Genomic DNA, 26433 nt, shown 5'->3' on the forward strand with positions numbered 1-26433 from the left:
GATTATCTCAAATACCACTCTTTTTTTTATATTGTCTCATTTTTTAGAAAATAAAGAATTCAAATAATAATATTATTTTGGAATATCTATTGAATTTTAGAAATATAAGAACTATATTCTAGCTGTAAACGATTTCAACTAAGAAAGCTAATAATTCAAGAGGTGGTTCTTATGTATAGAAGTAACGGAAATTATGAAGCATTTGCTAGACCAATGAAACCAGTTGGTGTTGATGATAAGTCAGCATACATTATTGGTTCTGGATTAGCTGGTTTGGCAGCTGCGTCATTCCTCGTACGTGATGGTCAAATGAAAGGCGACAAGATTCATGTCTTAGAAGAACTCGCTCTACCTGGTGGTAGTATGGATGGTATTTGGAATGAACAAAAGGGTTATATCATCCGTGGTGGTAGAGAGATGGAACCTCATTTCGAAACACTTTGGGATTTGTTTAGATCAATTCCCTCATTGGAAAATCCTGATGCATCTGTTTTGGATGAATTTTATTGGTTGAATAAAGAAGATCCTAGTTTCTCACATGGCAGAGTTATTCAAGAGCAAGGTAAAGAATTGCCAACTGAAGGAGATTTAACTTTAACACCAAAGGCAGTTCAGGAATTACTTGATTTAGTTATGACACCTGAAAAAGATTTAGGTGACAAAAAGATCAACGAAGTCTTCTCAGAGGACTTTTTGAATTCTAACTTCTGGCTCTATTGGTCAACAATGTTTGCTTTCGAGCCTTGGGCCAGTGCTATGGAAATGAGACGTTACTTGATGCGTTTCTGTCATCATATCGATTCACTTTCAAATCTTTCATCATTGAGATTTACTAAATACAATCAATACGAATCATTAATTCAACCTTTGATTAAATTCTTGGAGAGTAAAGGTGTTCAATTTACATACAATACTCATGTAAATAATATTAAAGTTGATACATCAAATGGTTCTAAAGTGGCTAAAGAAATCGACCTTACAACTGATGACAAAGATAGCACAATCAGTTTGACAGAAAATGATTTAGTCTTTGTAACAAATGGTTCAATTACCGAGAGTACAACTTATGGTGACAAGACTCATCCAGCACCAACTGAGTATGAATTAGGTAGCAGCTGGCAATTATGGGAAAACTTAGCTAAACAAGATGAAGCTTTTGGTCATCCAGATAAGTTCTGTAAGAATATTCCTGAAGCAAACTGGACTATTTCTGGAACAATTACTTTAACTGATGATGAAGTAACACCATATATCGAAAAAATTAGTAAGAAAGATCCACATAGTGGTTCAATCGTAACCAGTGGTCCAGTAAGTATCAAAGATTCTAATTGGCTATATGGATATTCCATCAGTCGTCAAAAACACTTTAAGAGACAAAAGGATAACGAATTGGTTGTTTGGGTTTATGGACTATTCTCAGATAAACCAGGTAATTTCGTAAATAAGAAGATCACTGAATGTACTGGTGATGAATTATGTGAAGAGTGGCTCTATCATATCGGTGTTCCAACCGACAAAATTAAGGATATTGCTGAAAATCATGCAAGCACTATTCCTGCACATATGCCATATATCACTTCATACTTCATGCCAAGAAAGCTTGGAGATCGTCCACTAGTTGTTCCAGAAGGATCAAAGAACCTAGCCTTTATTGGTAACTTTGCAGAAACAGACCGTGATACAGTCTTCACAACAGAATATTCAGTTAGAACAGCTATGGAAGCTGTTTACACTTTGTTGAATGTTGATCGTGGTGTTCCTGAAGTCTTTGGTTCAGCTTATGATGTCCGTACACTGATGCGTGCTATCTACTACTTAGATGGTAAGAAGAAACTTGAAGATATTAAATTACCATTTAAGGAACGTTTGGTAGAGAAGAAAGTTATGGAGAAGATTCATGGAACTTATATTGAAGAATTATTAAAAGATGCACATCTCTTGTGATATACAGAAAACGCCTCAATTCCTAAACGAATTGAGGCGTTTTTTAGTCGAAATAAGTTTGCCAATCTTTAGAGTGATGGCATTTAAAAGCCATTTTGAAATCTTCAGGGAGATTACGTTCCAATGAGAGATTTAAATTCAAAGCTTCGTCGAGTGTGAAGTATTTGACTTCAGAAGTTTCAACGCCACTGTGAATATCGTCTTCAGTTGGAGTACATTCGAAGAACAGTTTGTAAATGTAACTGAGATTTTTCTTAGGATAATGGTTCTTTTGCATATCTTTGATAGCAATTAAACGAAGCGGTTTAGTGTGAACGCCAGCTTCTTCAAAAGTTTCCTTAGTGGCGATTTCACTGGCAGAGTAACCAATATCAGCCCAACCTCCGGGAATGGACCATTGACCAGAACTTTTTTCACGGACTAAAAGAATTTTATCGTCTTTAAAAGTAGTGGCACGAACGTCAACTTTTGGTGTGACGTAACCAGTATCCGCATCGAAAAAGATATTCAGATTCTCAGGTGTCGCATTGTGAGTTAATTGTGCTGTCAATTTCTTAGCGACATCCTCTAATTGTTGATAACGTTCTAAGTCAAAAACATCTTTACCGTAATGTTTACCTGATTGAGCAATTGCTTGAAGCTTTTCAAGTAATAATTCAATATCATCATCCATCTTTTTTATACCTTCCTTTTAAAGAAAGTATAACATTTATAAGTATTTTTTTAATTGGCCTTAGCGTAGGATCGTTCACGAATGAAATCGTTGAAAATATCGTGCTTTTTAATATTTCCTAATTTATGATATCTAGTTTGAATTTTCTCTGTGATGTGGGCCATCAAATAGATACTATCTAATAACATGAAGTGGGAATTATTCTGACGGGTAAAGTTGATACCTTTTTCGACCATTTCAATGGCCTGATCGTACTTGTTAAGTGCAAGATAGGAGAGGGCAGCAACAAAATAAACAATATTAAGATTTTCATCGTAAGTAATTTCATCGAGATCTCTTTGAGATAATTCAATCTGTCTAATAGCAGAAGTACGTAACCCTTGTTTAGCATAGACGTAGGCTAAAGTGATATTACAAATACGAGTTAAGGTAGTTTGCTTACGACTGTGACCAGCACTGGCTAGGGATAATTTTAAAAGTTCTTTAGAGCTGTCAAAATTGTGTTCTAAATGTAGATCACATACAGCTAAATAGAAATAATAGGCTTGCGTCTGTTTTCCTGTTTGAACTGATTCGATAACAGTGGGACGATTCAGATAAGTTTTTAGTAGTTGGTAGTTTCTACTATTAAAATTCTGTGCTAAAAGTAAATCGTCAAAGTTAATCGATAGTCTTTGACATAAGTTGATTAACAATTGTGTATTAGGGATGTATTTATTGTGTTCAATTTCAGAAAGGGTAGATTGAGAACAAATATTTTCAGCTGTTTCCAGTTGCGAAAGTTGTCGACGCTGACGAGTTTCTTTTAATATGTCCCCTAAGTTGTCCATATATTAACACCTACTTATTTTAATTAATAATCTATAAGTAGATGATATAAAAGTAGTGTGTATTTTCTGTTCAATTATTGTAAAGTTTTGTAAATGTGTATGTAAATTTTCAGGAAAAATTATGTTTATTAATTAAATTAGGTTGAATGGGACGTTGATTTTTATCAGGATCAACTTGGTAATTGATAATCATATTAACTGAATCTGTTGTTAAAATATTGATAATAGTATTTCTCATAATTATTAATTCATAACCACGGAAAGTCTTGTCTTCAATGGGTGCCATGATTAATTACCTCCAGTCTCTTACTCTTTAGAACAATATATTGTAAAGCCGTAAGGATTGAGTGGAGTAACAATTTGTCTTAACTAGTTTAATTGTCTATTTTTGTTATGAGAAAATAGATATCATATAACCAATGCAAATTTTTTCATGATAATGTGTTTCCTATATGAATTATTATGGTATTAAGAAATGTGATTAATAAATAAGTTAATCCAGTTATTATAGATAATTTGGATACTGTCAAATAAGTGCAGGTACCAAAAACTATTAGTTCAATAAAAATTTGTAAGATTGTAGAACCCTGTCTTGAGGAATGAGGTGCCACGAATAACCTCCATAATAAGAAAATTATTGGTAGAATTATTCCAATCAAGATATTTAATGGTAATGAATATTTTGTTAGGTCAATAGTAATGATAAGAATTGCAGTTGTTATTTCGATTAAAAATCTGATTAGGGCGTTGAATGTAAGTAAATTCATTTGATATTACCTGATTTCCTTATTGATTTATCAGGCCTTATGGAGTTTCTGTCTATAATATTATTCAGAGCATCATGTATTGTAATTTCAACAGTTTGTTTTTCTTTTAAATTAAATATCGGTTGGGAAATATATATGTTTTTTTTGTTTTTTATCTTTAAAAAAACAAGCCCCCACATAACAGTACCTTTACCATCATTTAGGAGGGTGGTTTTAAATTGAAAATAATTATGTCCATTGTTTGAGATAATTGTAGGCGTTTTATCATTGAATATAAGATTTGGCAAAGAGTTATTATATGTTTTTTTACTAGTTTGGTACGCCAAAAAAGCAATAATAATAGTTGCAAGCGAAGCGATTAATGATATTAAATTGTGATAATTATTGATGAAATTAGAAATATAACTCATATAAAAATTCTTTCTGTAATATTTAGTAATAAAAAAAGAACATCGATCAAGTCGATGTTCAAGTGCCGTGCAAGCTCATATATTTCTTCGTGACTCACTCATGGCTCCAGTTTGTCGTAAATAAGTGATAATCAATGAAGAACTAAAAATTAAAATGTTGTTTTAACAAGGTTTTGACAACCTATAACAACTTGTAAAATTCATTATCACCCGTATGGGAATCGAACCCATAACTCCTCCTTGAGAGGGAGGCGTCTTAAACCATTTGACCAACGGGCAATTAAACAACAATCATTATTTTACCTATAAAGTAGGGATGGTGTCAATAATAATTGTTAATTATTTTTATCTTTCGTCTTAATTATCAATATATAGATCAACATTCCAATCAAGACGATAGTGTAAATGGCACTGGCAAAGCCGGCATATTCCATAATAATCCAACCAGTAATTCTGGCACTGGCCATCAGTAACTTTTCCTAATTTTTTAATAAATCCTTTTATTGGAGCAATAGTTGTAAGTTTGATTATTTTCATTGTTGATTGTTTCTCATAGTAAGATAACCCCTGAAATAGCTAAACCACTGAAGATGGCAAGAAAATTGTTGAGAAAGTGAACGGTGATATCAGCTTTAATATTCTTAGTTCGATAATAAACACCTGCTAGAACGATACCTAGCAATACTTTTGAAAGGGCATAGATCCAATCAGTTCCAGTTCCAAAAGGTGCGTGGACGTAACCGAAGAAGATACCACTCAACAAAACGGATATTAATGGACTATTAACGAAGAACCAATTCATAAAAATACCACGGAAAATTATTTCTTCTAAAATTGGTGCAACAATTACACTAAAGATGACCAGAATAGCTATATTATTTTTACCAATCAATTGTAAAGCTTCGACATTAGCATTACTACTCTTCATAAAAGGAACAGTAGCAAAATTAATGAAGCCGATTAAAACAGTCGCAATTAGGATAATTAACCAAGTTTTTTTAGTGAATTTTTGGGTAGGAAACTTTTGTGCACGTTTAAACACAAAAATAATTATGATAGCAGCGACAATTAGCAATATAATAGTTATAATTGGTGCAATTTTCAAATAAGATTGATAACTTGATCCAAGTTGCTTTTTGGTCAATGTCAGAATACTTAATGGGAGTTGCTCTAATAAAAATAGAGCCAAGAAGGCTATAATATGAAATATAGTTTTTATAGGTTGATAATTATTTTTAGAATTATTCATTAAAAAGCCACCTTATTTAGGATAATTATTAGAATTATTTGAGAATTAGTGCTTTAATACTATAATGCTATGTGAGTTTTTTAAAGGGAGTGAATAAATGTTCAAGATTGCTCGAGGAAGGATCAACGTTTGGCAAGTGCTTGCGGCGGTCATTTTTATGATTTTCCAAGTTATTGCAACGTTATATATCCCTAATCTAACATCAGACATTGTTAATAAGGGTGTTATTACTGGTGATACTGACTTCATCGTCAGCGCTGGTATGAAAATGATCGTCGTATCATTTATAACCGTTATAGCAGCGTTTGGTAATGTCTTGATGGCGTCACAAGCGTCACAAGGATTAGGTCGAAAGTTAAGATCCGATTTATTCAGAAAAATATTATACTTTACACACGATGAATTCGACAAATTTGAGACTTCATCTTTGACGACTAGAACTACTAATGATGTTGTCCAAATTCAGAACGTAATGATCATGATGTTAAGAATGATGATCATGGCACCAATTATGTTGATTGGTGCAAGTTTCATGGCTTATCAAAAGAACGCTGAAATGACGAAGATCTTTTTGATCTGGGTAATGTAGATGTAAAACATAATGAAACACTGAATCATGAAAACGGTGCCTGCTATTAAATAAATAATCATTTTTATCATCTTCTCAATTTTGGTTTTCCTTGATTTTTTGTCAGTTATAGGAGTTATTCGTGCCTTCAGACAAGTTAAATTTGAACAAGATAGATTTAACGACGCTAACGAAGATTACACTAACAATGCGGTTAAAGTATTCAGTATCGTAGCATTGATGTTCCCAATCGTTTCTTTGATCATGAGTGGTACTAATGTTGGTATCACTTGGTTAGGTGCTCATTACATTGCTAACCAATCAATGGAAATTGGTAATATGATTGCCTTCATGACTTATGCTATGCAAATTTTAATGAGTTTTATGATCTTATCAATGGTCTTCGTATTTGTTCCTCGTGCTTCAGCTTCAGCTGCTCGTATTCAAGAAGTGTTTGAAACAGAAAGTAAAATTGATGTTGTGGCTAAACCGGCTAAGCTTAAAGACGAGCCAGCTCTTAGCTTCAATGATGTTAACTTTAGATATAATGGGGCTGAAAGATTAGCTCTATCTAATTTGAACTTTAACATGACTAAGGGACAAACTCTAGCTATTATCGGTGGTACTGGTTCAGGTAAAAGTACTTTGATCAACTTGATTCCTCGATTCTACGATGCTGAAACAGGTGTTGTAAGTATCAATGGAACGGATGTCAAAGCATTGAGTACTGAAGATATCAATAGTAAAGTTTCAATGGTTCCTCAAAAGGCTTACTTATTTAAGGGAACTGTTCGTGACAATATGCTATATGGTAAACCTGATGCTACTGATGACGAAATTTGGCATGCTCTAGAAGTTGCTCAAGCTGCTGATTTCGTTAGAGAATTGGATGACAAATTGGATTCTGAAGTTGAACAAGGTGGGGAAAACTTCTCTGGTGGTCAAAAACAACGTTTGGCTATCGCTAGAGCCTTGGTCAAAGAGGCTTCGATCTATGTCTTTGATGATTCATTCTCAGCACTTGATTTCAAGACTGACTTGAACTTAAGAACTGCCTTGAGAAATGATGAAAAAATTAGTCAGAGTGTTGTTGTTATCGTCGGTCAACGTATCTCAACAGTCGCTGATGCTGATCAAATTGTTGTCTTGGATGATGGTAAGATGGTCGGATTGGGAACTCACGCTGAATTAAAAGAAAATAATAAGACTTATCAAGAAATTATCGAGTCTCAAATAAAGGAGGGTAAGTAATGGCTGATAAAAATAATCAATCCCCTTCAGTAGGACATGGTCCAGGACGTGGCCCGGCAATTGTTGTTAAACCTAAGAATTTCTGGAAAACAACAGGCCGTCTGGCTAAGTATATGTCCAGTTACATAATCGGAATAATCTTTGTTTTGATTTTGGCGATTGCTTCAGCTGTCTTCCAGGTTAAGACTCCTAAGATTTTAGGTGAGGCCACAACTGAAATTTATAAAGGTTTGATGACGGGTGTTGCCCAACAAAAAGCTGGTATAAAAATCAATGGTCTACCAATCGATTTTAGTAAGATCGAACATATTATTTTAATTGTTATCTTGATGTATTTGGCTTCAGCTGTTTTCAACTTTATTCAACAATTTGTTATGACTCGTATTTCACAACGAACTGTTTATAAGTTAAGACGTGATTTGAAGTCAAAGATGGCACGTTTGCCAATCGTTTATTACGATTCTCATTCTAATGGTGATATTATGTCACGTGCTATCAATGATATGGATAACATTGCCGGAACCTTGCAACAAAGTTTGACTCAGTTGGTAACTAGTACCGTAACTTTCATTGGTGTTATTTGGATGATGCTCACAATTAGTTGGCAAATGACCTTGATTGCTTTAGCAACAGTTCCTTTAAGTTTAATTGTTGTAGGTATTATTGCTCCACAATCACAAAAATTCTTCAAACGCCAACAAGCTTCTCTAGGTCTCTTGAACAACCAAGTTGAAGAAAACTATGCTGGTCATGTTGTCGTTAAGAGTTTTAATCATGAAGATGAATCAATCGATAAGTTTGAAAAAGAGAATACTAAACTCTATAAGGCTTCTTGGAAGGCTCAAATGATTTCTGGTATTGTTATGCCTTTGATGACTTTCATTAATAACTTGGGTTATGTCCTAGTAGCTATCTATGGTGGTATTCAAGTTGCTAATGGTAATGTCTCATTAGGTAATATTCAGGCCTTCTTGCAATACATGAATCAATTCTCACAACCAATTTCACAATTGGCTAACTTAACTAACACGATTCAAGCTACTGTTGCTTCAGCCGAACGTGTTTTTGAAATTTTGGATGAACCCGAAATGGAAAATGATAAGGTTGATGTACCAGATGTTGAAACTGACAACAAAGTAACACTTGATCATGTGAAATTCGGTTATGAGAACAAACCAATCCTTTTGGAAGACTACAACTTAGATGTCAAACCAGGCCAGATGATAGCTATTGTTGGACCAACTGGTGCTGGTAAAACAACTATCATTAATTTATTAGAACGTTTTTACGATGTTAAGGGCGGTTCTATTAAGTTAGATGGTAAAGATATCCGTAATATGACTCGTGAACAAGTTAGAAGTCATTATGCAATGGTTCTTCAGGATACTTGGCTCTTTACCGGTTCCATCTATGATAATTTGAAATACAGTCGTGAAGATGCCACTAAAGATGAAATCATTGAAGCTGCTAAAGCAGCCCATGTTGACAACTTTGTCCGTCAATTACCAAAGGGTTACGATACAGTCTTGAATGAGGAAGCTTCAAATATTTCTCAAGGACAAAGACAATTGATTACTATTGCTCGTGCCTTTGTAGCTAACCCCGAGATTTTGATTTTGGATGAAGCAACAAGTTCAGTTGATACTAGAACTGAGTTACATATTCAACATGCGATGGAACGTTTGTTGAAGAACAGAACAAGTTTCGTTGTAGCTCACAGACTTTCAACAATTCAAAATGCCGATAAAATTATCGTGATGAATCATGGTTCAATCGTTGAAACAGGTAACCACGATGAGCTTATGGCTAAGAACGGCTTCTATGCAGATCTTTATAATTCACAATTCGCTGGAAATGTCGCTTTGTAAAAAAGATAGATATATAATTGGAACGTGTTTATAGCACGTTCTTTTTTATACTTTTTATTATGAGAGGCAGGATTTTATGGCAAGTTTTGAAGAGACGAAAGCACAAATTATTGATTTAGTGAATAAGCAAGTTGTTCCAGGAGTTAGTTTTGGCTTCATAAACTCGTCACAGACGCAGAAATATACTTATGGCAATAAGTCATGGGTGCCAGAGATAACACCTCTCAAAGGCGACGAATTGCACGATTTAGCGTCATTAACTAAGGTAATGGGAACTGTACCATTAGTTTTGAAGATGTTAGATGATAAATTGATTGATTTGCATGATCCTGTCAGCAAATATTTACCAGAGTTTAAGGATAATCGGGTAGAACTGCTTCATCTGATTACACACACTTCTGGTATTAAAGGCTTTATCCCTGATCGAGATGCTTTAAACTGTGATCAACTAATTCAAGCATTATTAGCCTTGCCAGTTACTGATACTTTTAATAAAAAAGTTGTTTACACGGATACTGGCTTGATTTTTCTCGGATTGATTGCAGAGAAGTTTTATAAAATGCCAGTCCAAGATGCCATTATGAAATATATTATTGAGCCGGAAGGATTAAAGGACGCTACTTTTGAACCTGATCCAGCTCGTTGTGTACCAACTTATCCAGTTGATGGCAAGATGCTTTATGGAATTCCTAATGATCCTAAGGCTCGTCAATTAGGCAAGCATTGTGGATCAGCTGGTATGTTTGCAACTTTGAATGATGTTATGCAATTTGCCGGTGATATGTTGAAACCAGATAAAGAATTTTTATATCATAATTACACTGAATTAAATCCTGGACGTTCATTAGGTTGGGATGTGAAACCAGATGGCTCAGGACACGTTCTTTTCCATACAGGTTATACGGGTGAATTTTTGGCAGTTGATTATCAACATCAGAATGCAATGGTCGTAATGACTAATCGAGTTCATCCTAGTCAATATAACCAAATATTTTTGAGACGTCGTGAAACAATTTTGGAATCATTTTTGAACGAGAGTAAATAAAAAGCAATCCTCAAAATTTAATTTGTTTGAGGATTGCTTTTTTGATTATCTAAAATTATTTTTGTTTGATGTATCCTTGATCACCTAGAACCTTACGTAGTCCTAACATAGCTGTGTAGGTTGCGAGAACATAGATTTTCTTAGTTGGTATCTTAGGAATTTGTTTAACAAAATCTTCGATTTCAACTGTTTCAATATTCTTGTCCATGTTGAGACCAGCAATTTTGAAACGATAAGTTACATCTTTGACACGTTTACCACCAGTAATAACTAATGGCAACTTATCATAATCAAAGTCTTCAAAGTTAGCGTCCCAAATCCAACTAGTATCAATACCGTCAGCGTAGTTGGCGTTTAATAGAAAGGCCAATGAGTAAGGTTCCTGATCACTTAGTACGGTTTCAATAACTTGATTCAAACCAACGGGATTCTTAACTAGAATGATATTAACGTCTTTGTCATCAACGGTAATAGTTTCTTGACGACCGAAAACTTTTTCATCATAGGCAAAGGCCTTACGAATTTGCTCGACACCAATTCCCATTTCTGAAGCAATAGCATAAGCAGCTAGAGCATTATAGACATTGTATTTACCACCGATATTCATGGTAAATTTGTTACCGTCAATTTCAAATTCAGTTTTGTTAGGAAGTAGTGTTGAGATATCAGTTACTTGATACTTCAGTTGTCCACGTTTGAAATTACAGTTAGGGCAGAAGTAACTACCTAAATTAGCGTAAGAAATCATATGATAGTGCATGATATGATTACATCTAGGGCAGAGGACACCATCAGTATTAGTAGGTGCTTTGAAGTCCTCGTTCTCATGTCCTTTGTCAGAGAAACCGTAATTGATAACTTTGTTAGGCAATTCTTTAGAAGCAAAGATAGCAGCGTCACCGTTGGCAATAATCGTGGCATCTGGTGCTAATTTGATACCGTCGAGAATTTTTTGATAAGTAGTGTAAATTTCACCGTAACGATCCATTTGATCACGGAAAATATTAGTTAAAACAAAGTACTTAGGTTTAATATATTTACAAATGATAGGAACGTTGGCTTCATCAACTTCTAGAACAGCCAAAGGTTTCTTGCTTTTTTTGTGATGAGTAACAAAACTAGTTACAATACCTTGAATCATGTTGGAACCGGTTGGATTTGTTAAGACATCATCGTACTTTTGAATCAACATTTTATTGATTAAAGATGTTGTCAAAGTTTTGCCGTTGGTACCAGTTACGACGATCAATTCGTAATCCTTACCAAGACTCTTTAAAATATCAGGATCAATAATGAAGCTACACAAAAGGTTGAATTCAACAACGCCATTGAAAAATTTGCTTAAAATAAAATAAGATGTTTTTCCTGTTAATGTTGCAATACCTGATTTAAATGTCATTATGAAAACCCCAAATTGAATTAATTAAAACAATATTATCATACCTCACAAGTATTTTATGCGATTTTGTTTGAAATTGAAAAATGTTTAATGTGTTCAAGAGACAGTTTTTTCGTTATAATTTTGAAGGATATAATTTTGGAGGCGTAAAATTGGCTCAATTATTTTTTAAATACGGTGCTATGAATAGTGGAAAATCGATTGAGATTTTAAAAGTGGCGCATAATTATGAAGAACAGGGTAAGTCAGTTATTTTGATGACAAGTATTATGGATACTCGTTCAGGTACTGGAAAAATACAGAGTCGTATGGGATTAACTCGTCCAGCGATTGCTCTCAAGGAAGATTCTAATGTTTTTGAGATCGTGAAGGAAAAAAATCCTGATGCATCATGTATATTGATTGATGAATGTGAATTCATGACTAAGGATCAAGTTTTACAGGCAACTAAAGTGGTTGATGATTTAGGAATTCCTGTTATGGCTTTTGGTTTGAAGAATGATTTTCGCAATGAGTTATTCGAAGGTACAAAATATTTACTACTTTATGCAGATAAGTTGGAAGAAATGAAGACTATCTGTTGGTTCTGTACAAAAAAAGCTACAATGAATATGCGTATGTCAGATGGCAAACCAGTTTTTGAGGGAGAACAAGTTTCAATTGGTGGCAATGAAATGTACTATCCAGTTTGTCGCCGTCATTACAACCATCCTCCAATGCTAGATAATAAATAAGAGAAAGGATTGTTAAGTTGGATAAAATATTTGAACAACTAGAAACATTGCTTGAAAGATATCAGGAACTCCAAGAATTGATGAGTGATCCTGAAGTTATCAACGATACTAAGCGTTATATGGCTTACTCAAAAGAAGAAGCTGATATGCGTGATGTTGTCGCTGCTTTCAGGCACTATAAAGAATTAAAGAAGAGCATCAGTGATAGCGATGAAATTTTACGCGAAACTGATGATCCAGAAATGACTGCAATGGCTAAAGAAGAAATGGATTCTTCTAAGAAGGAACTAGATGAGGTTGAACACAACATCACTTTATTGATGCTTCCTAAGGATCCTAACGATGATAAGAATATTATCATGGAAATTCGTGGTGCCGCTGGTGGTGATGAAGCCAGTTTATTTGCAGCTGATTTGTTGAGTATGTACAGTAAATATGCTGAAAAACAAGGTTGGAATTTTGATATCATCGATGAAACTGATACTGAAGTTGGTGGTTACAAAGATGTTGCTGTAATGATTACAGGTAACAGTGTTTATTCAAAATTGAAGTATGAAAATGGTGCCCACCGTGTTCAAAGAATTCCTTCTACTGAATCACAGGGACGTGTTCACACTTCAACAGCAACTGTTGCAGTTATGCCTGAATATGACGAAGTTGATATTGATATTGATCCTAAAGACATTCGTACTGATGTTTATCGTTCATCTGGTGCCGGTGGTCAGCATATCAATAAGACCTCATCAGCTGTTCGTATGACCCTTGATCTTCATTCTATCTGCCGTATTTAGTTTATGGGCATACACACACACCAAATCATATAAGGGGCGATAATAGATTTGAAAAATCGTGTTTATGATTATTATGAATCACAAAATCAAAGTGAATATGATGAAAAACGTAAGTCAGCTGTCGGTACTGGTGATCGTTCTGAACGTATCAGAACTTACAATTATCCTCAAAATCGTGTGACTGATCATCGTATTGGTTTATCTTTGAACAAATTGGATAGAATCATGAATGGCGAACTTGAAGAAATTATCGATGCCTTGATTGTTGACGACCAAACCAAGAAGTTGGAGCAAATTCAAAGTGGAGAAGCTAAGTTATTCTAACGCCCTGAAAAGGGCTTTTTTATTGTTAAAAGAGCAAAATAAGTTTCCAGAAGATGCACAGTACTTAATGGAAGAGTTAAGTGGCTTTAACTATACGCAATTACAATTGCATCGTAATGAAGCAGTGCCTAATGATATTATGCGTAAATTTCGTGATGGTGTTGTGAAATTAGGGATGGATGTACCGGTTCAATATATTTTAGGGTACGCTTATTTCCTGAATCGTAATTTCACAGTTAACGAGAATGTTTTGATACCGAGACAAGATACTGAAGAGATGGTGCAAAAGATTATCGATGATCATAGAGCTAAGAACGAATCTATCTGTGATATTGGAACAGGATCAGGGATAATTGCTATCAGCTTGGGAATGGCTTTTCCCGATGACAATATTTTAGCGACTGATATTTCGAGTGAAGCACTTAAAGTGGCTAAACTGAATGCGGATAACTATCAGGCTAATAATGTCTATTTTCAACAAAGTGATCTATTCAAAGAGATCAAGCCACAGCAATTTGACGTGATTGTTTCTAATCCACCTTATATTGCTGAGGACGAAAAAAAGGACATGGATCCGAGTGTTATTAAATATGAGCCGGATTTAGCTTTATATGGAAGAGATAATGGTTTAGAATTCTATGAGAACATTGTAAAGGTAGTCGATAATTATCTTTCAGATGATGGAACTCTCTATATGGAATTTGGATTTAGACAAAAAAATGCAATAAATCAAATTTTTTGTGATAATCTACCCAATTATGTTGTAGAATTTCATAAAGATATAAGTGGTAATTACCGATATCTAAAAGCTAAAAAGGAGATGTAGTATTGGAAACTGAGATACTCGAGAGTACACAGATTCAAGAAGCTGCAGATTTCTTAGCCGATGGACAGTTAGTGGCTTTTCCCACTGAAACTGTTTACGGCTTAGGAGCTGACGCAACAAGACCTGATGTAGTCAAAGAGGTTTATGCTGCTAAAGGACGTCCAAGTGATCATTTAATGATACTGGATGTTTCTGGACCAGAGATGGTTTGGGAATATGCGGACAACAGTTACAAACCATTGGCGGAAAAACTAATGAAAGCATTCTGGCCAGGTCCTTTGACAATTATTATGCCAATTCAACCCGGTAAGCTTTCAAAAGCTGTCACAGGTGGTTTGACGACTGCTGCCTTTCGTATGCCTAATAATGCAGCAACATTGAACCTTATCAAGACTTTTGGCAAACCAATTGTTGGCCCTTCTGCTAATACTAGTGGTAAACCAAGCCCAACTTTGGCTAAGCATGTTTATCATGATTTACATGGTAAAATTGCAGCTATTTTGGATGATGGACCAACCAAGATCGGTGTTGAGTCAACAGTAATTGATTTGTCTGTTGATGTACCAACTATTTTGAGACCAGGGATGATAACGGATAAGGACCTTTTGAAGGTCATTGACAACGTTAATAGTGATCACCATAAGGTCAAAGCCGGCGAGGTTCCAAAGGCACCAGGGATGAAATATAAGCATTATGCACCAAGTGCTCAAGTTATTATTGTTGATGATAAGAGTGACTTTAAACAAGCAATCACACAATACCAGGCCAAAAATGTTCCAATGGGTGTCATGGCAGTGGATGAAGTTTTGCAAGAAGTACCAGCTGGAATCAAGACCTTTTCACTAGGAAATGATGTCATTAGTGCTTCCAGGGATCTATTTGCTGGCTTACGCCAATTAGATACTGATCATGTAAAATTCATTCTTGCTCAAGGATTCCCCGATGCGGATCACGGTGAGGCTTACAGCAATCGTTTGAATAAATCAGCGGGTAACACACATTATAAAAACTAAGGAGACAGAAAATGTCTAAATTTACAGTATTGAACCACCCTTTAATTCAACACAAATTAACAATTATCAGAAATAAGAATACTGGTACAAAAGTATTCCGTGAAGTTGCTAATGAAATTGGTGAATTGATGGTTTATGAAATTACAAGAGATTTACCTTTAAAAGATGCTGTTGTTGAAACACCAATGGGTTTAGATTCACATGATACAGCTCGATTATTGACTGAAACGAATGATGATAAAGATTTAGTGGGTTTAGGTATGGTTGATGGTGTTCTTGAATTGATCCCAGCTGCTAAAGTTGGTCATATCGGTATGTACCGTGATGAACAAACTCTGAAGCCACATGAATACTTTGTAAAACTTCCTAGCGATATTGATCAACGTGAATTATTCATCGTTGACCCAATGCTCGCTACTGGTGGTTCTGCTAACATGGCTATCGATGCATTGAAGAAACGTGGTGCCAAACATATGCGTTTAGTTGTTCTAGTTGCTGCTCCAGAAGGATTAAATGGTACTGAAGTTAAAGATATTTTGAATGCAGGCGATGCTGCTAAACAAGAAGAAAAGATTACAGACAGTGGTTATATTTTCCCTGGATTAGGCGATGCCGGTGACAGATTATTTGGGACAAAATAACAATTTCATTGTTTGAATATATAAAATTTAGTGTTATTATTTTGTGGTATCAATTGTTTTCAATAAGCGAAGAAAGGAGGGTTATTATTGGATGATAAGTATAAGTTTATTGATTTCTTAGGGTTAAGATTCAATGTTGCAAATGACTTATCAGTTCTTATCTCTGCGATCCTTGTTTTCATTTTGGTCTTTGCATTATCACGTAAGATCACGATGAGGCCAGGTAAGGCACAGAATGAATATCATGCAAGGATTGATTTTACTAACAGTATTGTAAAAACGGATCAATCTGGCTAAAAAGAGAAACGCTTTAACCTTTATGCGTTTGTATTATTCCTATTTATCTTTGTATCAAACCAATTAGGATTAATTTTTCAAGTAAAGGTTGGAGGTTTCACATACGTTAAGTCACCAACAACCAATCCACTAATTACAATGGGACTCGCTACGATTTCATTGTTACTTTCACATTACTATGCTGTGAAGAAATTTGGATTTGGTGGTTACTTATCCAATTATGCGAGACCGGTAAAGTTCTTACTACCAATTAACCTTCTGGAAGAGTTTACAAACTTCCTAACATTGTCACTACGTCTTTACGGTAATATATTTGCCGGTGAAGTACTTCTTGCACTTATTGGAACTGTTGCAAAAAGCGTTGGCGCTGTTACATTCGTCGCAGCAATACCATTAGCCATGGTATGGCAAGGCTTTTCTGTATTTATTGGAGCCATCCAAGCGTATGTATTTACCACATTGTCTATGGTCTATATTTCACGTAAACTGGAACAAGAATAACTTTTATTGGAGGAATTTTTAATTATGAAAGATATTGCGGCAGCTCTTGCAGCTGGTATCGCTGCTCTTGGAGCATCAATCGGTAACGGACTTGTTATTTCAAAAAATCTTGAAGTTAGCTAGATGGCAACCAAAGTAGCTGATAAACTAAGAGGAACAATGTTCATTGGTGTTGGTCTTATCGAAGCTGTTCCTATCATTGCTATTGCTATTGCGTTCGTTATTCTTTTTGTCTAATACATATGATGACTCGGCGATCAATAAAAAATCGCCTTTTTTATGTGTGTATTTATTTGATAGGAAGGAGTGAAGAATATTGGCAGGTTTATTAGTTCTCGGAGCCAATCAAGTAGCTTTGGGAGACATGCTTTTCGTTCTTGTTTCTTTCATCATTTTGGCACTTGCGGTTAAGCATTTTGCTTGGGGTCCAATCACAAAAATGATGGACGCCAGATCTGAAAAAATCACTGGTGACCTTGATTATGCGGATCAAGAACGTGCTCGTGCTAAAAAGTTGGCTCAAGAACGTGAAGATGCACTTAAAAATTCACGTGCTGAAGCAGTTGGAATCGTTAATAAAGCTAAGGAAAGTGGAGAGACTCAAAAGAAGTCTATCTTAACTGAAGCCCACGGCGAAGCTGAAGAAGAGAGACAAAGAGCTAAATCTGATGCTGATAAAGCTAAACAAGATGCTATGGCTGGAGCACAAAAAGACATAGCAAACTTATCTTTGGAAATTGCTTCTAAAGTTATTTCTAAAGAGCTTAATGCTGACGATCAAAAGTCACTAATCGACTCTTATATTAAGGAGTTGACGGTTAATGAAACTAAGTAATAAGCAAGTGGGAAAACGCTATACTAAGGCACTTTTTGAAGTTGCCGAAGAACAAAAGTCTGTAGAAGAAATGCTCGAAGATTTAAAAGCTTTGAAGCAAGTTTATGAGGAAAATCCTGGTTTGGGTTTTGCTCTAGCAGGCCGTTCTATTTCTCGCACTGAAAAGCTTAAAATCTTGGATACATTGAAGGGTCAATTTGGCTCTTTAATGCAAGATTTCTTAGGTTTAGTGTTTGATAACAATCGTATGGATTGTGTTATTGATATTGCTGATGCTTTCATCGAAAAATACGATGAAGTTAATGGAATTGTTGAAGCAACAGTTACAACAGCAATTGAATTGGATCAAACACAAGCTAAGAATCTTGAATCCGTGATTAAAAAGAGATTTTCAGTAAATGAAGTAAATTTAACGAAAATAGTTGATTCAAATATCATTGGTGGCGTTATAATCCGTGTTGGAGACCAAGTTGTCGATGGTAGTGTTGTTAAGAAATTTAATGACATTAAGAACATGCTATTAGTTAATAATTAATTCGAGGTGAAAAGAATGAGCATCAAAACTGAAGAGATTAGTTCGCTGATCAAAGAACAGTTAAAGAACTATAAAAATGAACTCTCAGTTGATGAAGTAGGTACAGTTACATACGTCGGTGATGGTATTGCTCGTGCTAATGGCCTTGAAAAATTTATGGATAGCAAATTCCTTGAAAACCAAGACGGTACTTTTGGTGTGGCTCAAAACCTTGAAAGTGATGATGTTGGTATCATTATTTTAGGTAATTACGATAAAATCCGTGAAGGCGATACTGTTAAGAGAACAGGTCGTATCATGGAAGTTCCCGTCGGTGATGCGATGGTTGGACGTGTCGTTAATTCTTTGGGTCAACCTGTTGATGGTCTTGGAGAGATCAAGACTGACAAAACTAGACCTATTGAGTCACCTGCACCCGGTGTTATGCAACGTAAGTCAGTTTTCGAACCTCTACAAACAGGTTTGAAATCCGTTGACTCACTTGTTCCTATTGGTCGTGGTCAACGTGAGTTGATCATTGGTGACCGTAAAACTGGTAAAACATCAATTGCTATCGATACTATTCTTAATCAAAAAGATGAAGATATGATTTGTATCTATGTCGCAATTGGTCAAAAGGAATCAACAATTAGAGCCCAAGTTGAAACCTTAAGAAAGCATGGAGCAATGGATTACACAATCGTTGTTGAAGCTGGTCCTAGTCAACCAGCACCTATGCTTTATTTCGCACCATACTCTGGTGCCGCAATGGGTGAGTATTTCATGTACAATGGTAAACATGTTTTGATCGTCTATGATGATTTAAGCAAGCAAGCCAATGCCTACCGTGAAATTTCGCTATTGCTTCGTAGACCACCTGGGCGTGAAGCATATCCTGGTGATGTTTTCTACTTGCATTCACGTTTGCTAGAACGTGCTGCTAAGTTGAGTGACGATTTAGGTGGCGGTTCAATGACTGCTTTACCTATCGTTGAAACACAAGCCGGTGATGTGTCAGCCTATATTCCAACTAACGTTATTTCTATCACTGATGGACAGATCTTCTTGAGTAGTGATATGTTCCACTCAGGTACACGTCCAGCTATTGATGCTGGTACATCTGTTTCTCGTGTTGGTGGAGATGCCCAAATTAAGGCTATGAAGAAGGTTGCTGGTACTTTACGTCTGGATCTTTCTTCATATCATGAATTGGAATCATTCGCTCAATTTGGTTCAGATCTTGATGAAGCTACAAAGGCAAAACTAGACCGTGGACGTCGTACAGAGGAAGTTCTAAAACAACCCGTACACTCCCCAGTTGCTGTTCAAAAACAAGTTTTGATTTTGTTTGCTTTGACAAGAGGATTCCTAGATAAAATCAATGTTGATGATATCAAAGAATATGAAGCTTCACTTTCTGAATATTTCGATGCAAACCATTCAGATCTTTTACAAACAATCAAAGAAAAAGGTACATTACCTGATGAAGATACCTTCAAGTCAGCTGTAAGTGAATTTACAGAAAACTTCTTGGCTTCTAAGTCAGATTCAGATAGCAAGCAAGAAAAATAATACAGGAGGTTTAAATAATGGCTGAGTCCCTTATGGATATTAAAAGAAGAATTTCTTCTACTAAGAAAACCGGTCAAATAACAAAGGCCATGCAAATGGTCTCTGGTGCTAAACTCTCTCGTATTGAAAAGAAATCTATTGCTTATCAATTGTATGAAAAAAAGGTTGAAGATATTGTTAGACATTTAACAGCTGCTGATGTGTTTAAAGAATTATCTGTTGCAGATGATTCCACTGATCCTTTGAGTCTAAACAGTCTTCTAAAAGTTCGTGAAGTCAAGAAGACTGCATATGTTGTCATTACAAGTGACCGTGGTCTTGTTGGTGGATACAATAGTAATATTTTAAAAGCAATGATGGATCTTTTCCAAAAGAAATATCATGGTGATAAAAGTAAATTTACTATCATTTCCTTAGGTGCAACTGGTACTGAATTTTTCAAAGCACGTGGCTTTGACGTTGCTTATGAATATACAGGTTTACCTGATATTCCAACTGTTGAAGACATTACACCAATCATGAAAACAATTTTGCAAATGTATCAAGCTGAATTGTTTGATGAAATTGACATTTGTCATAATCATCACGTTAATTCATTAGTTTCTAAGTTTACAACTCAAAAACTTTTGCCATTAACAGAACCTGATGATGTTACTGCTGAAGAACAACAAGTTGCTAGTGAATACATCACAGAACCAAACCCTAAAGCAGTTCTATCTGCAATTGTGCCTCAATATATTGAGTGTTTAGTTTTAGGAGCAATGATGGATGCAAAAACAGCAGAGCATGCTGCTTCTGTAACAGCTATGAAGAGTGCTAGTGATAATGCTGATGACCTTATTGCAGGTTTATCACTACATTATAATCGTGCTCGTCAGGCTCAAATTACTACAGAGATCACTGAAATTATCGGTGGTGCTGCTGCACTTGAATAGTTTAGAAAGGAGCCAAATTAATGAGTAGCAAAGGTAAAGTTATTCAGGTAATCGGTCCAGTTGTCGATGTTGAGTTTCCTATTGACGGAAACTTGCCAGAAATCAACGACGCTTTGAAAGTTAAGAAAAGCGATGGATCAGAGATTACCCTTGAAGTTGCTCTAGAATTAGGTGATGGCGCCTTGCGTGCTATTTCCATGAGTTCTACTGACGGACTTCAAAGAGGTGCTGAATGAATTAATCCTGACGGTCCTATTTCTGTACCAGTTGGAAAAGAAACATTGGGTCGTGTGTTTAACGTCTTAGGTGAATCAATCGATGGAGGTAAAGCTTTTCCTGCTGACTTCCCAAGAAACAGTATTCACCGTTCTGCACCTGCTTATGATCAATTAAATACATCAACTGAAATTCTTGAAACAGGTATCAAAGTTATCGATTTACTCGAACCTTACGTTCGTGGTGGTAAAGTTGGTTTGTTCGGTGGTGCCGGTGTTGGTAAGACCGTTCTAATTCAAGAGTTAATCCATAATATTGCCGAAGAACATGGTGGTATTTCAGTATTTACTGGTGTTGGTGAAAGAACACGTGAAGGTAATGACCTTTATTATGAAATGAAGGAATCCGGTGTTCTTGCTAAAACAGCCATGGTTTATGGTCAAATGAACGAATCACCTGGTGCTCGTATGCGTGTTGCCTTAACAGGTTTGACAATTGCTGAGTACTTCCGTGATGTTGAAGGACAAGATGTTCTATTGTTTATCGATAACATCTTTAGATTTACACAAGCTGGTTCAGAGGTTTCTGCCTTGCTTGGTCGTATGCCTTCAGCCGTTGGTTATCAACCAACATTGGCTACAGAAATGGGTCAATTGCAAGAAAGAATCACTTCTACAAAAACGATAAACCTCTCTTCAATTCAAGCCGTTTATGTTCCTGCCGATGATTATACTGATCCTGCTCCTGCTACAACCTTCGCCCATTTGGATGCTACAACCAACTTGGAACGTAGATTGACACAACAAGGTATTTACCCAGCCGTTGATCCTTTGGCATCATCATCATCTGCTCTTGACCCCGACGTTGTTGGACAAGAACATTATGATGTTGCTACTGAAGTTCAAGAGGTTCTTCAAAGATATCACGAATTACAAGATATTATTTCTATCTTGGGTATGGATGAATTATCTGACGAAGAAAAGACTGTTGTTGCTCGTGCAAGACGTATTCAATTCTTCTTGTCACAAAACTTCAGTGTTGCTGAACAATTTACTGGTGTACCCGGATCTTATGTTCCTGTTGAAGAAACTGTTAAAGATTTCCGTGCTATCTTAGATGGTAAGTATGACGATGTTCCTGAAGACGCCTTTAATGGTGTTGGTGGAATTGATGACGTGCTCGCTAAAGCTAAGAAGATGGGCTGGACACCAGCTGATGAAGAAAACAACGATGACAACTCTACTGAAGCAGTTGCCAATTAACAGAAGGAGGAAATGATATGGCTGGTAATATTATGAAGGTCAATATTGTTACTCCTGATGGTGTTGTTTACGACCATCATGCAAAACTCGTTGTCTTGAGTACCATTGATGGTGAAATTGGTGTCATGGCGCACCATGCCCCAATTATTGCCCCATTGGTCATTGATGAAGTTCGTGTCCGTCGTGTCGACAAGCCTCACCATGAAGACTCAATTGCTGTAAATGGCGGGTTCTTGGAGTTTAGTAATGATCTAGTATCGATCGTGGCTAATAGTGCCGAAAGAGCTAGAGATATTGATTTAAGACGTGCCAAATATGCTAAGCAAAGGGCTGAAAGTACTATCAAATCTGCTGAAGAAAAGCACAATATTGATGAGTTAGCTCGTGCACAAGTATCCTTACGTAAGGCTATTAATAGAATTAACGTAAGTTCACATCGTAATTAATATGTAATAAAAAAGACTGAGGAGACTCAGTCTTTTTTGTACTTTAAATTAAGTTAAAGTATTTGGTATGGATAAACGTGATTATTAATAAAATGTTATTATTTAGAAAAGTGAGGTTTATAAAATGACAAATTTAGGAATAAATGCAATAATTACGCTTGTAAGCCATATCATTTTTATATGGATCAGTTTTAATATATTACAAGTGGTGGATTGGAAAAAGATATATAACAAAACCAATCCTAAAATGTTACAATTACTTGTAGCGTTTATTGCAATCGCTCTGGGTTACACTGTAAGTTCGTTTTTCATGAGTATTTTCAGTTTAACTCAGAATATAGCCTTGTTTTTTAAATGATTCCAGGTTTTGGAGGAGAATATTGTGCAACAAATAATCGTAAATGGACCTACGCAATTAAAGGGAAATGTAAGAATTGAAGGTGCAAAGAATGCTGCCTTACCAATTTTGGCGGCGACTATCTTAGCATCAAAAGGAAAAACCTCTTTGACAAATATCCCTCCGTTATCAGATGTAATTACAATGTCCAAAGTATTAAAAGCTTTGAATGCTAATGTTTCATATGATGAAATTGATGAAGTTTTAACGGTTGATACGAGTGAAGGAACATCCACTACAGCTCCTGAAGACCTAGTTGATAAAATGCGTGCTTCAATTGTTGTTTTAGGGCCTAAAAAAGTAGCCTATACTAATAAGTATAAATCTATGCACGGAGGTTGTGCAATTGGTTCAAGACCAATAGCGCTACATTTTGAGCAAATTGAAATGTTAACGAATTTATTTAATCAAAATGGTGGTTATATCGATGCAACTACCGATGGACTACATGGCGCCAATATTTATTTAGATTTTCCAAGTGTTGGTGCTACTCAAAATATTATGATGGCTGCGACTCTTGCTGATGGTGAAACATCTATTGTTATATTAAAAAAGTTAAATGAATAAGTAGATTTAGCTAATGTTTTAAGTAAAATGGGTGCTGACGTTACAGGAGCTGGTACTAACACAGTTCGTATTAACGGTGTATCTAGTTTACATGGTTGTGAACATTCAATTATGCAAGATAGAATTGAAGCTGGTACTTTTATGGTAGCTGCTGCAGTTACAAATGGTGATATTTTCATCAAGGATGCTGTGGCTGCACATAATCGTCCATTGATCTCTAAATTGATTGAAATGGGCGTTAAAATTGATGAGAACGACGAAGGAATTCGTATTACTGGTTCTAATCAATTGAAACCAGTTGATGTTAAGACAATGCCTCATCCAGGTTTTCCAACTGACATGCAAGCTCAAATGACTTTGGCTCAATTGTTAAGCGTTGGAACAACTGTAATGACAGAGACAGTCTTTGAAAATAGATTTATGCATTTCCCAGAATTTGGGAAGATGAAGGCCGACTATAAAATTGAAGGTAATTCAGTTATTATGTTTGGACCTGCACAATTGAGTGGTGCTAATGTTGCCGCTACTGACCTACGTGCTGCTGCAGCGTTGGTACTAGCAGGATTGGTTGCTGAAGGCGAGACAAGAGTTTCTAACCTTCAATATTTGGATCGTGGATATTATCATTTTACTGAGAAGTTAAGAGACTTAGGTGCTAACATAAGACGTGTAGCAATCGATGAATCTGGTCGAGAAAGTTTAGTATTGAATACAATACCAAGTGTTACAAAATTGGCTTAAAGTTGACTTAAGGAAGTGGGATTTCCACTTTCTTTTTTTATTGGCAATTTAATGATTGAGCTGGTTATGATATACTTTTTGTGTTTAGATTTTGGAGGATATAGTATGTCGAAATATCTAGGAATTGATTTGGGTACAGCAAATGTACTTATTGATGTAAAAGGCGAGGGAATTGTTTTAAACGAACCCTCTGTCGTAGCAATTAATACGAATAATAATGATGTCGTAGCAGTTGGTAAAGATGCTTATATGATGGTTGGTAGAACACCAGCCAATATTAAAGCTATCCGTCCATTGAAAGACGGTGTAATAGCTGACTTTGATATTACTGAAAAAATGCTTCAGTATTTCATTGATAAATTGAATATGAGAAGTCGCTTTGCTAAGCCAACGATTATGATTTGTGCACCTACTAATGTGACACCAGTAGAACAAAAATCTATCATTGAAGCTGCTGAACAAGCTGGTGGGGGAAAAGTTTATCTACAACTTGAACCCAAGGTAGCTGCTGTTGGTGCTGGTCTTGATATTTTTAAGCCACAAGGAAATATGGTTATTGATATCGGTGGTGGTACTAGTGATATTGCCGTTATTTCAATGGGAGATATCGTTACAAGCCGTTCATTACGTTTCGCGGGTGATAAGATGACAGGCGCTATTCAGGCCTTTGTGAAGCAAAACCATGGCCTTATTATTGGTGAAAGAACTGCTGAACAAATTAAGATGGAAATCGGTTGTGTCATGGATGCTGACGAAAGTAAGACATTCTCTGCCAGTGGAATTGATGTCGTAACTGGATTGCCTAAAGAAATTACGATTAATGAATTAGAAGTTCAAAACGCTTTATCTGACGGTGTAGATCAAATTGTTGATGCTGCCAGAAATGTTTTGGAACAAACTCCTCCTGAATTATCTGGAGATATTATTGATCGTGGTATTATGTTAACTGGTGGTGGAGCCTTGTTGAAGAACCTTGACAAGCTTCTTTCCGAAAAGTTACAAGTACCCGTACTTTTGACAGATAGTCCACTTGACTCGGTTGCCTTGGGTACTGGTGTTTTGTTAGAGAATATCGAAAAACATAAAAAATACTAGGGTGAAAAATGAAAAGAGACTTTGGTAAAGAATATCGTCGTGATATTTTTAAGAAAATAGGTTGGGTATTATTATTAATGCTAATTTTTTTAGTTTTGGGTATGTTGATTGGATCAGCCTTAGGTGGTTCTAATCCACTGGCTGTTTTATGGCCAGGAACCTGGATGCATATGTTTGATTTCCTAAAATAATATGTTGAAAAAAATATTAATAGGAATCGTTAGAATTTATCAAAAATTCATATCTCCAGTATTGCCACCTAGTTGTCGATATTACCCAACGTGTTCATCTTACTTTATTGATGCGGTGAAAAAGCACGGTGGAATTTTAGGTACTGTTATGGGGATTGCAAGAATATTACGTTGTAATCCCTTTGTGCGTGGTGGGGTAGATCCCGTACCAGATAATTTCACCATTTTTAGAAATCCTCATCCGGAAAAATATGAAGATGAAATTATTGCAAAAAAATTTCATAACAAAGAATAGGAAAGATTCAATGTCTAGAAAAAAGAAATCAGTAGAAATTAGTTTAAAAGATATCAGTAGTGATCCCGAAACTTATGAACTTTGGGATGGTAAACATTATATTGGAACGATTAAAAAGGAGGCTGAACGTTACCTTTCTTTTGTAGAGAGCAACGATACTCCCTTTAAGTCGGTCAAACTTGACGATGCAATTAATGAATTGTTGATGCAATATAATTTACATAATCATTAATAGG

At 35.7% G+C, this 26433-nt stretch carries 26 protein-coding genes, 1 tRNA gene and 6 pseudogenes; 24 read left to right on the forward strand and 9 right to left on the reverse strand.

Going from position 1 to position 26433, the window contains the following annotated elements:
• The first annotated feature begins 171 nt into the window (after positions 1-171).
• Positions 172-1944, forward strand: coding sequence for an oleate hydratase (locus tag ATN92_RS07855; RefSeq protein ID WP_056951970.1), 1773 nt, complete (start codon positions 172-174; stop codon positions 1942-1944).
• A gap of 43 nt (positions 1945-1987) precedes the next feature.
• Here the strand turns inward: ATN92_RS07855 and ATN92_RS07860 are convergent, their stop codons facing one another.
• The 8 genes from ATN92_RS07860 to ATN92_RS07890 all read right to left on the reverse strand — a co-directional run bounded on the left by ATN92_RS07860 (position 1988) and on the right by ATN92_RS07890 (position 5873).
• On the reverse strand, positions 1988-2626 hold the full coding sequence (locus tag ATN92_RS07860; protein ID WP_411762965.1) for an NUDIX hydrolase N-terminal domain-containing protein: 639 nt from the start codon (positions 2624-2626) through the stop codon (positions 1988-1990).
• 41 nt (positions 2627-2667) lie between these two features.
• Entirely contained in the window at positions 2668-3447 is a 780-nt protein-coding gene (locus tag ATN92_RS07865; RefSeq protein WP_056951974.1) for a helix-turn-helix domain-containing protein, read from the reverse strand.
• A gap of 109 nt (positions 3448-3556) precedes the next feature.
• Positions 3557-3733 (reverse strand): hypothetical protein, encoded by a 177-nt coding sequence (locus tag ATN92_RS07870; RefSeq protein WP_156638747.1) that lies wholly within the window; start codon positions 3731-3733, stop codon positions 3557-3559.
• 145 nt (positions 3734-3878) lie between these two features.
• Positions 3879-4214 carry a DUF2568 domain-containing protein gene (locus tag ATN92_RS19500; RefSeq protein ID WP_082604515.1) on the reverse strand — a complete coding sequence of 112 codons (336 nt, stop codon included), beginning with the start codon at positions 4212-4214 and terminating at the stop codon, positions 3879-3881.
• On the reverse strand, positions 4211-4624 hold the full coding sequence (locus ATN92_RS07880) for a hypothetical protein (protein WP_056951976.1): 414 nt from the start codon (positions 4622-4624) through the stop codon (positions 4211-4213). The genes ATN92_RS19500 and ATN92_RS07880 overlap by 4 nt, the downstream gene beginning before the upstream one ends.
• Positions 4625-4830: 206 nt before the next feature.
• Positions 4831-4903 (reverse strand) — tRNA-Glu (locus tag ATN92_RS07885).
• A gap of 56 nt (positions 4904-4959) precedes the next feature.
• Positions 4960-5091: a hypothetical protein gene (locus ATN92_RS19045; protein ID WP_267901940.1), complete on the reverse strand. Its 132-nt coding sequence runs from the start codon at positions 5089-5091 to the stop codon at positions 4960-4962.
• Between the two features lie 83 nt (positions 5092-5174).
• Positions 5175-5873 carry a CPBP family intramembrane glutamic endopeptidase gene (locus ATN92_RS07890; RefSeq protein ID WP_056951978.1) on the reverse strand — a complete coding sequence of 233 codons (699 nt, stop codon included), beginning with the start codon at positions 5871-5873 and terminating at the stop codon, positions 5175-5177.
• A 157-nt stretch (positions 5874-6030) separates the two neighbouring features.
• On the opposite strand from ATN92_RS07890, the pseudogene ATN92_RS19505 reads away from it, so the two are divergent.
• The 4 genes and pseudogenes from ATN92_RS19505 to ATN92_RS07905 form a co-directional block, all read left to right on the forward strand.
• Positions 6031-6762 (forward strand): annotated as a pseudogene (locus ATN92_RS19505) (ABC transporter permease); the annotation flags it as partial.
• Positions 6763-6837: 75 nt separating this feature from the next.
• Entirely contained in the window at positions 6838-7692 is an 855-nt protein-coding gene (locus ATN92_RS19510; protein WP_411762966.1) for an ABC transporter ATP-binding protein, read from the forward strand.
• Positions 7692-9560: an ABC transporter ATP-binding protein gene (locus ATN92_RS07900; RefSeq protein ID WP_056951982.1), complete on the forward strand. Its 1869-nt coding sequence runs from the start codon at positions 7692-7694 to the stop codon at positions 9558-9560. The genes ATN92_RS19510 and ATN92_RS07900 overlap by 1 nt, the downstream gene beginning before the upstream one ends.
• Positions 9561-9636: 76 nt before the next feature.
• On the forward strand, positions 9637-10605 hold the full coding sequence (locus tag ATN92_RS07905) for a serine hydrolase domain-containing protein (RefSeq protein WP_056951983.1): 969 nt from the start codon (positions 9637-9639) through the stop codon (positions 10603-10605).
• A gap of 55 nt (positions 10606-10660) precedes the next feature.
• Here the strand turns inward: ATN92_RS07905 and ATN92_RS07910 are convergent, their stop codons facing one another.
• Complete coding sequence (locus ATN92_RS07910) at positions 10661-12004, reverse strand: Mur ligase family protein (RefSeq protein ID WP_158106648.1); 1344 nt, start codon at positions 12002-12004, stop codon at positions 10661-10663.
• A 152-nt stretch (positions 12005-12156) separates the two neighbouring features.
• Here ATN92_RS07910 and ATN92_RS07915 point away from each other — a divergent pair, with 152 nt between their 5' ends.
• The 19 genes and pseudogenes from ATN92_RS07915 to ATN92_RS08005 all read left to right on the forward strand — a co-directional run bounded on the left by ATN92_RS07915 (position 12157) and on the right by ATN92_RS08005 (position 26429).
• Positions 12157-12738, forward strand: a complete 582-nt coding sequence (locus ATN92_RS07915) for a thymidine kinase (RefSeq protein WP_056951987.1) — start codon at positions 12157-12159, stop codon at positions 12736-12738.
• Positions 12739-12755: 17 nt separating this feature from the next.
• A pseudogene (prfA, locus tag ATN92_RS07920) lies at positions 12756-13826 on the forward strand (peptide chain release factor 1); the annotation flags it as partial.
• Positions 13827-13830: 4 nt separating this feature from the next.
• Complete coding sequence (gene prmC / locus ATN92_RS07925; protein WP_158106649.1) at positions 13831-14679, forward strand: peptide chain release factor N(5)-glutamine methyltransferase; 849 nt, start codon at positions 13831-13833, stop codon at positions 14677-14679.
• Between the two features lie 2 nt (positions 14680-14681).
• Positions 14682-15692, forward strand: coding sequence for an L-threonylcarbamoyladenylate synthase (locus tag ATN92_RS07930; protein ID WP_158106650.1), 1011 nt, complete (start codon positions 14682-14684; stop codon positions 15690-15692).
• A gap of 11 nt (positions 15693-15703) precedes the next feature.
• Positions 15704-16333: a uracil phosphoribosyltransferase gene (gene upp / locus ATN92_RS07935; RefSeq protein ID WP_158106651.1), complete on the forward strand. Its 630-nt coding sequence runs from the start codon at positions 15704-15706 to the stop codon at positions 16331-16333.
• Positions 16334-16420: 87 nt separating this feature from the next.
• Positions 16421-17131, forward strand: a pseudogene (gene atpB / locus ATN92_RS07940) (F0F1 ATP synthase subunit A).
• Positions 17132-17155: 24 nt separating this feature from the next.
• A pseudogene (atpE, locus tag ATN92_RS07945) lies at positions 17156-17368 on the forward strand (ATP synthase F0 subunit C).
• Positions 17369-17444: 76 nt separating this feature from the next.
• The gene (atpF, locus tag ATN92_RS07950; RefSeq protein WP_411762967.1) at positions 17445-17966 is read left to right on the forward strand and encodes a F0F1 ATP synthase subunit B; all 522 of its coding nucleotides are present in this window, start codon (positions 17445-17447) and stop codon (positions 17964-17966) included.
• The gene (gene atpH / locus ATN92_RS07955; RefSeq protein ID WP_056952001.1) at positions 17953-18501 is read left to right on the forward strand and encodes an ATP synthase F1 subunit delta; all 549 of its coding nucleotides are present in this window, start codon (positions 17953-17955) and stop codon (positions 18499-18501) included. The genes atpF and atpH overlap by 14 nt, the downstream gene beginning before the upstream one ends.
• Positions 18502-18516: 15 nt before the next feature.
• Positions 18517-20052: a F0F1 ATP synthase subunit alpha gene (gene atpA / locus ATN92_RS07960; RefSeq protein ID WP_158106652.1), complete on the forward strand. Its 1536-nt coding sequence runs from the start codon at positions 18517-18519 to the stop codon at positions 20050-20052.
• A gap of 17 nt (positions 20053-20069) precedes the next feature.
• Positions 20070-20987, forward strand: coding sequence for a F0F1 ATP synthase subunit gamma (locus tag ATN92_RS07965; protein ID WP_025084786.1), 918 nt, complete (start codon positions 20070-20072; stop codon positions 20985-20987).
• Between the two features lie 20 nt (positions 20988-21007).
• A pseudogene (gene atpD, locus ATN92_RS07970) lies at positions 21008-22465 on the forward strand (F0F1 ATP synthase subunit beta).
• 17 nt (positions 22466-22482) lie between these two features.
• Positions 22483-22911 carry a F0F1 ATP synthase subunit epsilon gene (locus ATN92_RS07975; RefSeq protein WP_054643439.1) on the forward strand — a complete coding sequence of 143 codons (429 nt, stop codon included), beginning with the start codon at positions 22483-22485 and terminating at the stop codon, positions 22909-22911.
• Positions 22912-23035: 124 nt separating this feature from the next.
• Positions 23036-23269 carry a DUF1146 family protein gene (locus ATN92_RS07980; RefSeq protein ID WP_025085338.1) on the forward strand — a complete coding sequence of 78 codons (234 nt, stop codon included), beginning with the start codon at positions 23036-23038 and terminating at the stop codon, positions 23267-23269.
• Positions 23270-23293: 24 nt separating this feature from the next.
• Positions 23294-24616, forward strand: a pseudogene (gene murA / locus ATN92_RS07985) (UDP-N-acetylglucosamine 1-carboxyvinyltransferase).
• A gap of 105 nt (positions 24617-24721) precedes the next feature.
• On the forward strand, positions 24722-25711 hold the full coding sequence (locus ATN92_RS07990) for a rod shape-determining protein (protein WP_054643441.1): 990 nt from the start codon (positions 24722-24724) through the stop codon (positions 25709-25711).
• Positions 25712-25719: 8 nt separating this feature from the next.
• Positions 25720-25902 (forward strand): DNA-directed RNA polymerase subunit beta, encoded by a 183-nt coding sequence (locus tag ATN92_RS07995; protein ID WP_054643442.1) that lies wholly within the window; start codon positions 25720-25722, stop codon positions 25900-25902.
• 4 nt (positions 25903-25906) lie between these two features.
• Entirely contained in the window at positions 25907-26197 is a 291-nt protein-coding gene (gene yidD, locus ATN92_RS08000) for a membrane protein insertion efficiency factor YidD (RefSeq protein ID WP_056952964.1), read from the forward strand.
• Between the two features lie 10 nt (positions 26198-26207).
• Positions 26208-26429 carry a DUF2969 family protein gene (locus ATN92_RS08005; RefSeq protein ID WP_054643444.1) on the forward strand — a complete coding sequence of 74 codons (222 nt, stop codon included), beginning with the start codon at positions 26208-26210 and terminating at the stop codon, positions 26427-26429.
• The last annotated feature ends 4 nt before the right edge of the window (positions 26430-26433 follow it).

Source organism: Companilactobacillus bobalius, from assembly GCF_009764355.1.

Bases quoted from the DNA above. Each gene is read 5' to 3' on its own strand.
- ATN92_RS07865 (WP_056951974.1), bottom strand. From the start codon at position 3,447: ATGGACAACTTAGGGGACATATTAAAAGAAACTCGTCAGCGTCGACAA.
- atpA (WP_158106652.1), top strand. From the start codon at position 18,517: ATGAGCATCAAAACTGAAGAGATTAGTTCGCTGATCAAAGAACAGTTA.
- ATN92_RS07890 (WP_056951978.1), bottom strand. From the start codon at position 5,873: ATGAATAATTCTAAAAATAATTATCAACCTATAAAAACTATATTTCAT.
- ATN92_RS07855 (WP_056951970.1), top strand. From the start codon at position 172: ATGTATAGAAGTAACGGAAATTATGAAGCATTTGCTAGACCAATGAAA.
- upp (WP_158106651.1), top strand. From the start codon at position 15,704: ATGTCTAAATTTACAGTATTGAACCACCCTTTAATTCAACACAAATTA.
- ATN92_RS19510 (WP_411762966.1), top strand. From the start codon at position 6,838: ATGGTCTTCGTATTTGTTCCTCGTGCTTCAGCTTCAGCTGCTCGTATT.
- ATN92_RS07900 (WP_056951982.1), top strand. From the start codon at position 7,692: ATGGCTGATAAAAATAATCAATCCCCTTCAGTAGGACATGGTCCAGGA.
- ATN92_RS07910 (WP_158106648.1), bottom strand. From the start codon at position 12,004: ATGACATTTAAATCAGGTATTGCAACATTAACAGGAAAAACATCTTAT.
- ATN92_RS19045 (WP_267901940.1), bottom strand. From the start codon at position 5,091: ATGGCCAGTGCCAGAATTACTGGTTGGATTATTATGGAATATGCCGGC.
- ATN92_RS19500 (WP_082604515.1), bottom strand. From the start codon at position 4,214: ATGAATTTACTTACATTCAACGCCCTAATCAGATTTTTAATCGAAATA.
- ATN92_RS07995 (WP_054643442.1), top strand. From the start codon at position 25,720: ATGAAAAGAGACTTTGGTAAAGAATATCGTCGTGATATTTTTAAGAAA.
- ATN92_RS07880 (WP_056951976.1), bottom strand. From the start codon at position 4,624: ATGAGTTATATTTCTAATTTCATCAATAATTATCACAATTTAATATCA.
- atpH (WP_056952001.1), top strand. From the start codon at position 17,953: ATGAAACTAAGTAATAAGCAAGTGGGAAAACGCTATACTAAGGCACTT.
- ATN92_RS07965 (WP_025084786.1), top strand. From the start codon at position 20,070: ATGGCTGAGTCCCTTATGGATATTAAAAGAAGAATTTCTTCTACTAAG.
- ATN92_RS07905 (WP_056951983.1), top strand. From the start codon at position 9,637: ATGGCAAGTTTTGAAGAGACGAAAGCACAAATTATTGATTTAGTGAAT.
- ATN92_RS07980 (WP_025085338.1), top strand. From the start codon at position 23,036: ATGACAAATTTAGGAATAAATGCAATAATTACGCTTGTAAGCCATATC.
- ATN92_RS08005 (WP_054643444.1), top strand. From the start codon at position 26,208: ATGTCTAGAAAAAAGAAATCAGTAGAAATTAGTTTAAAAGATATCAGT.
- ATN92_RS07870 (WP_156638747.1), bottom strand. From the start codon at position 3,733: ATGGCACCCATTGAAGACAAGACTTTCCGTGGTTATGAATTAATAATT.
- ATN92_RS07975 (WP_054643439.1), top strand. From the start codon at position 22,483: ATGGCTGGTAATATTATGAAGGTCAATATTGTTACTCCTGATGGTGTT.
- ATN92_RS07990 (WP_054643441.1), top strand. From the start codon at position 24,722: ATGTCGAAATATCTAGGAATTGATTTGGGTACAGCAAATGTACTTATT.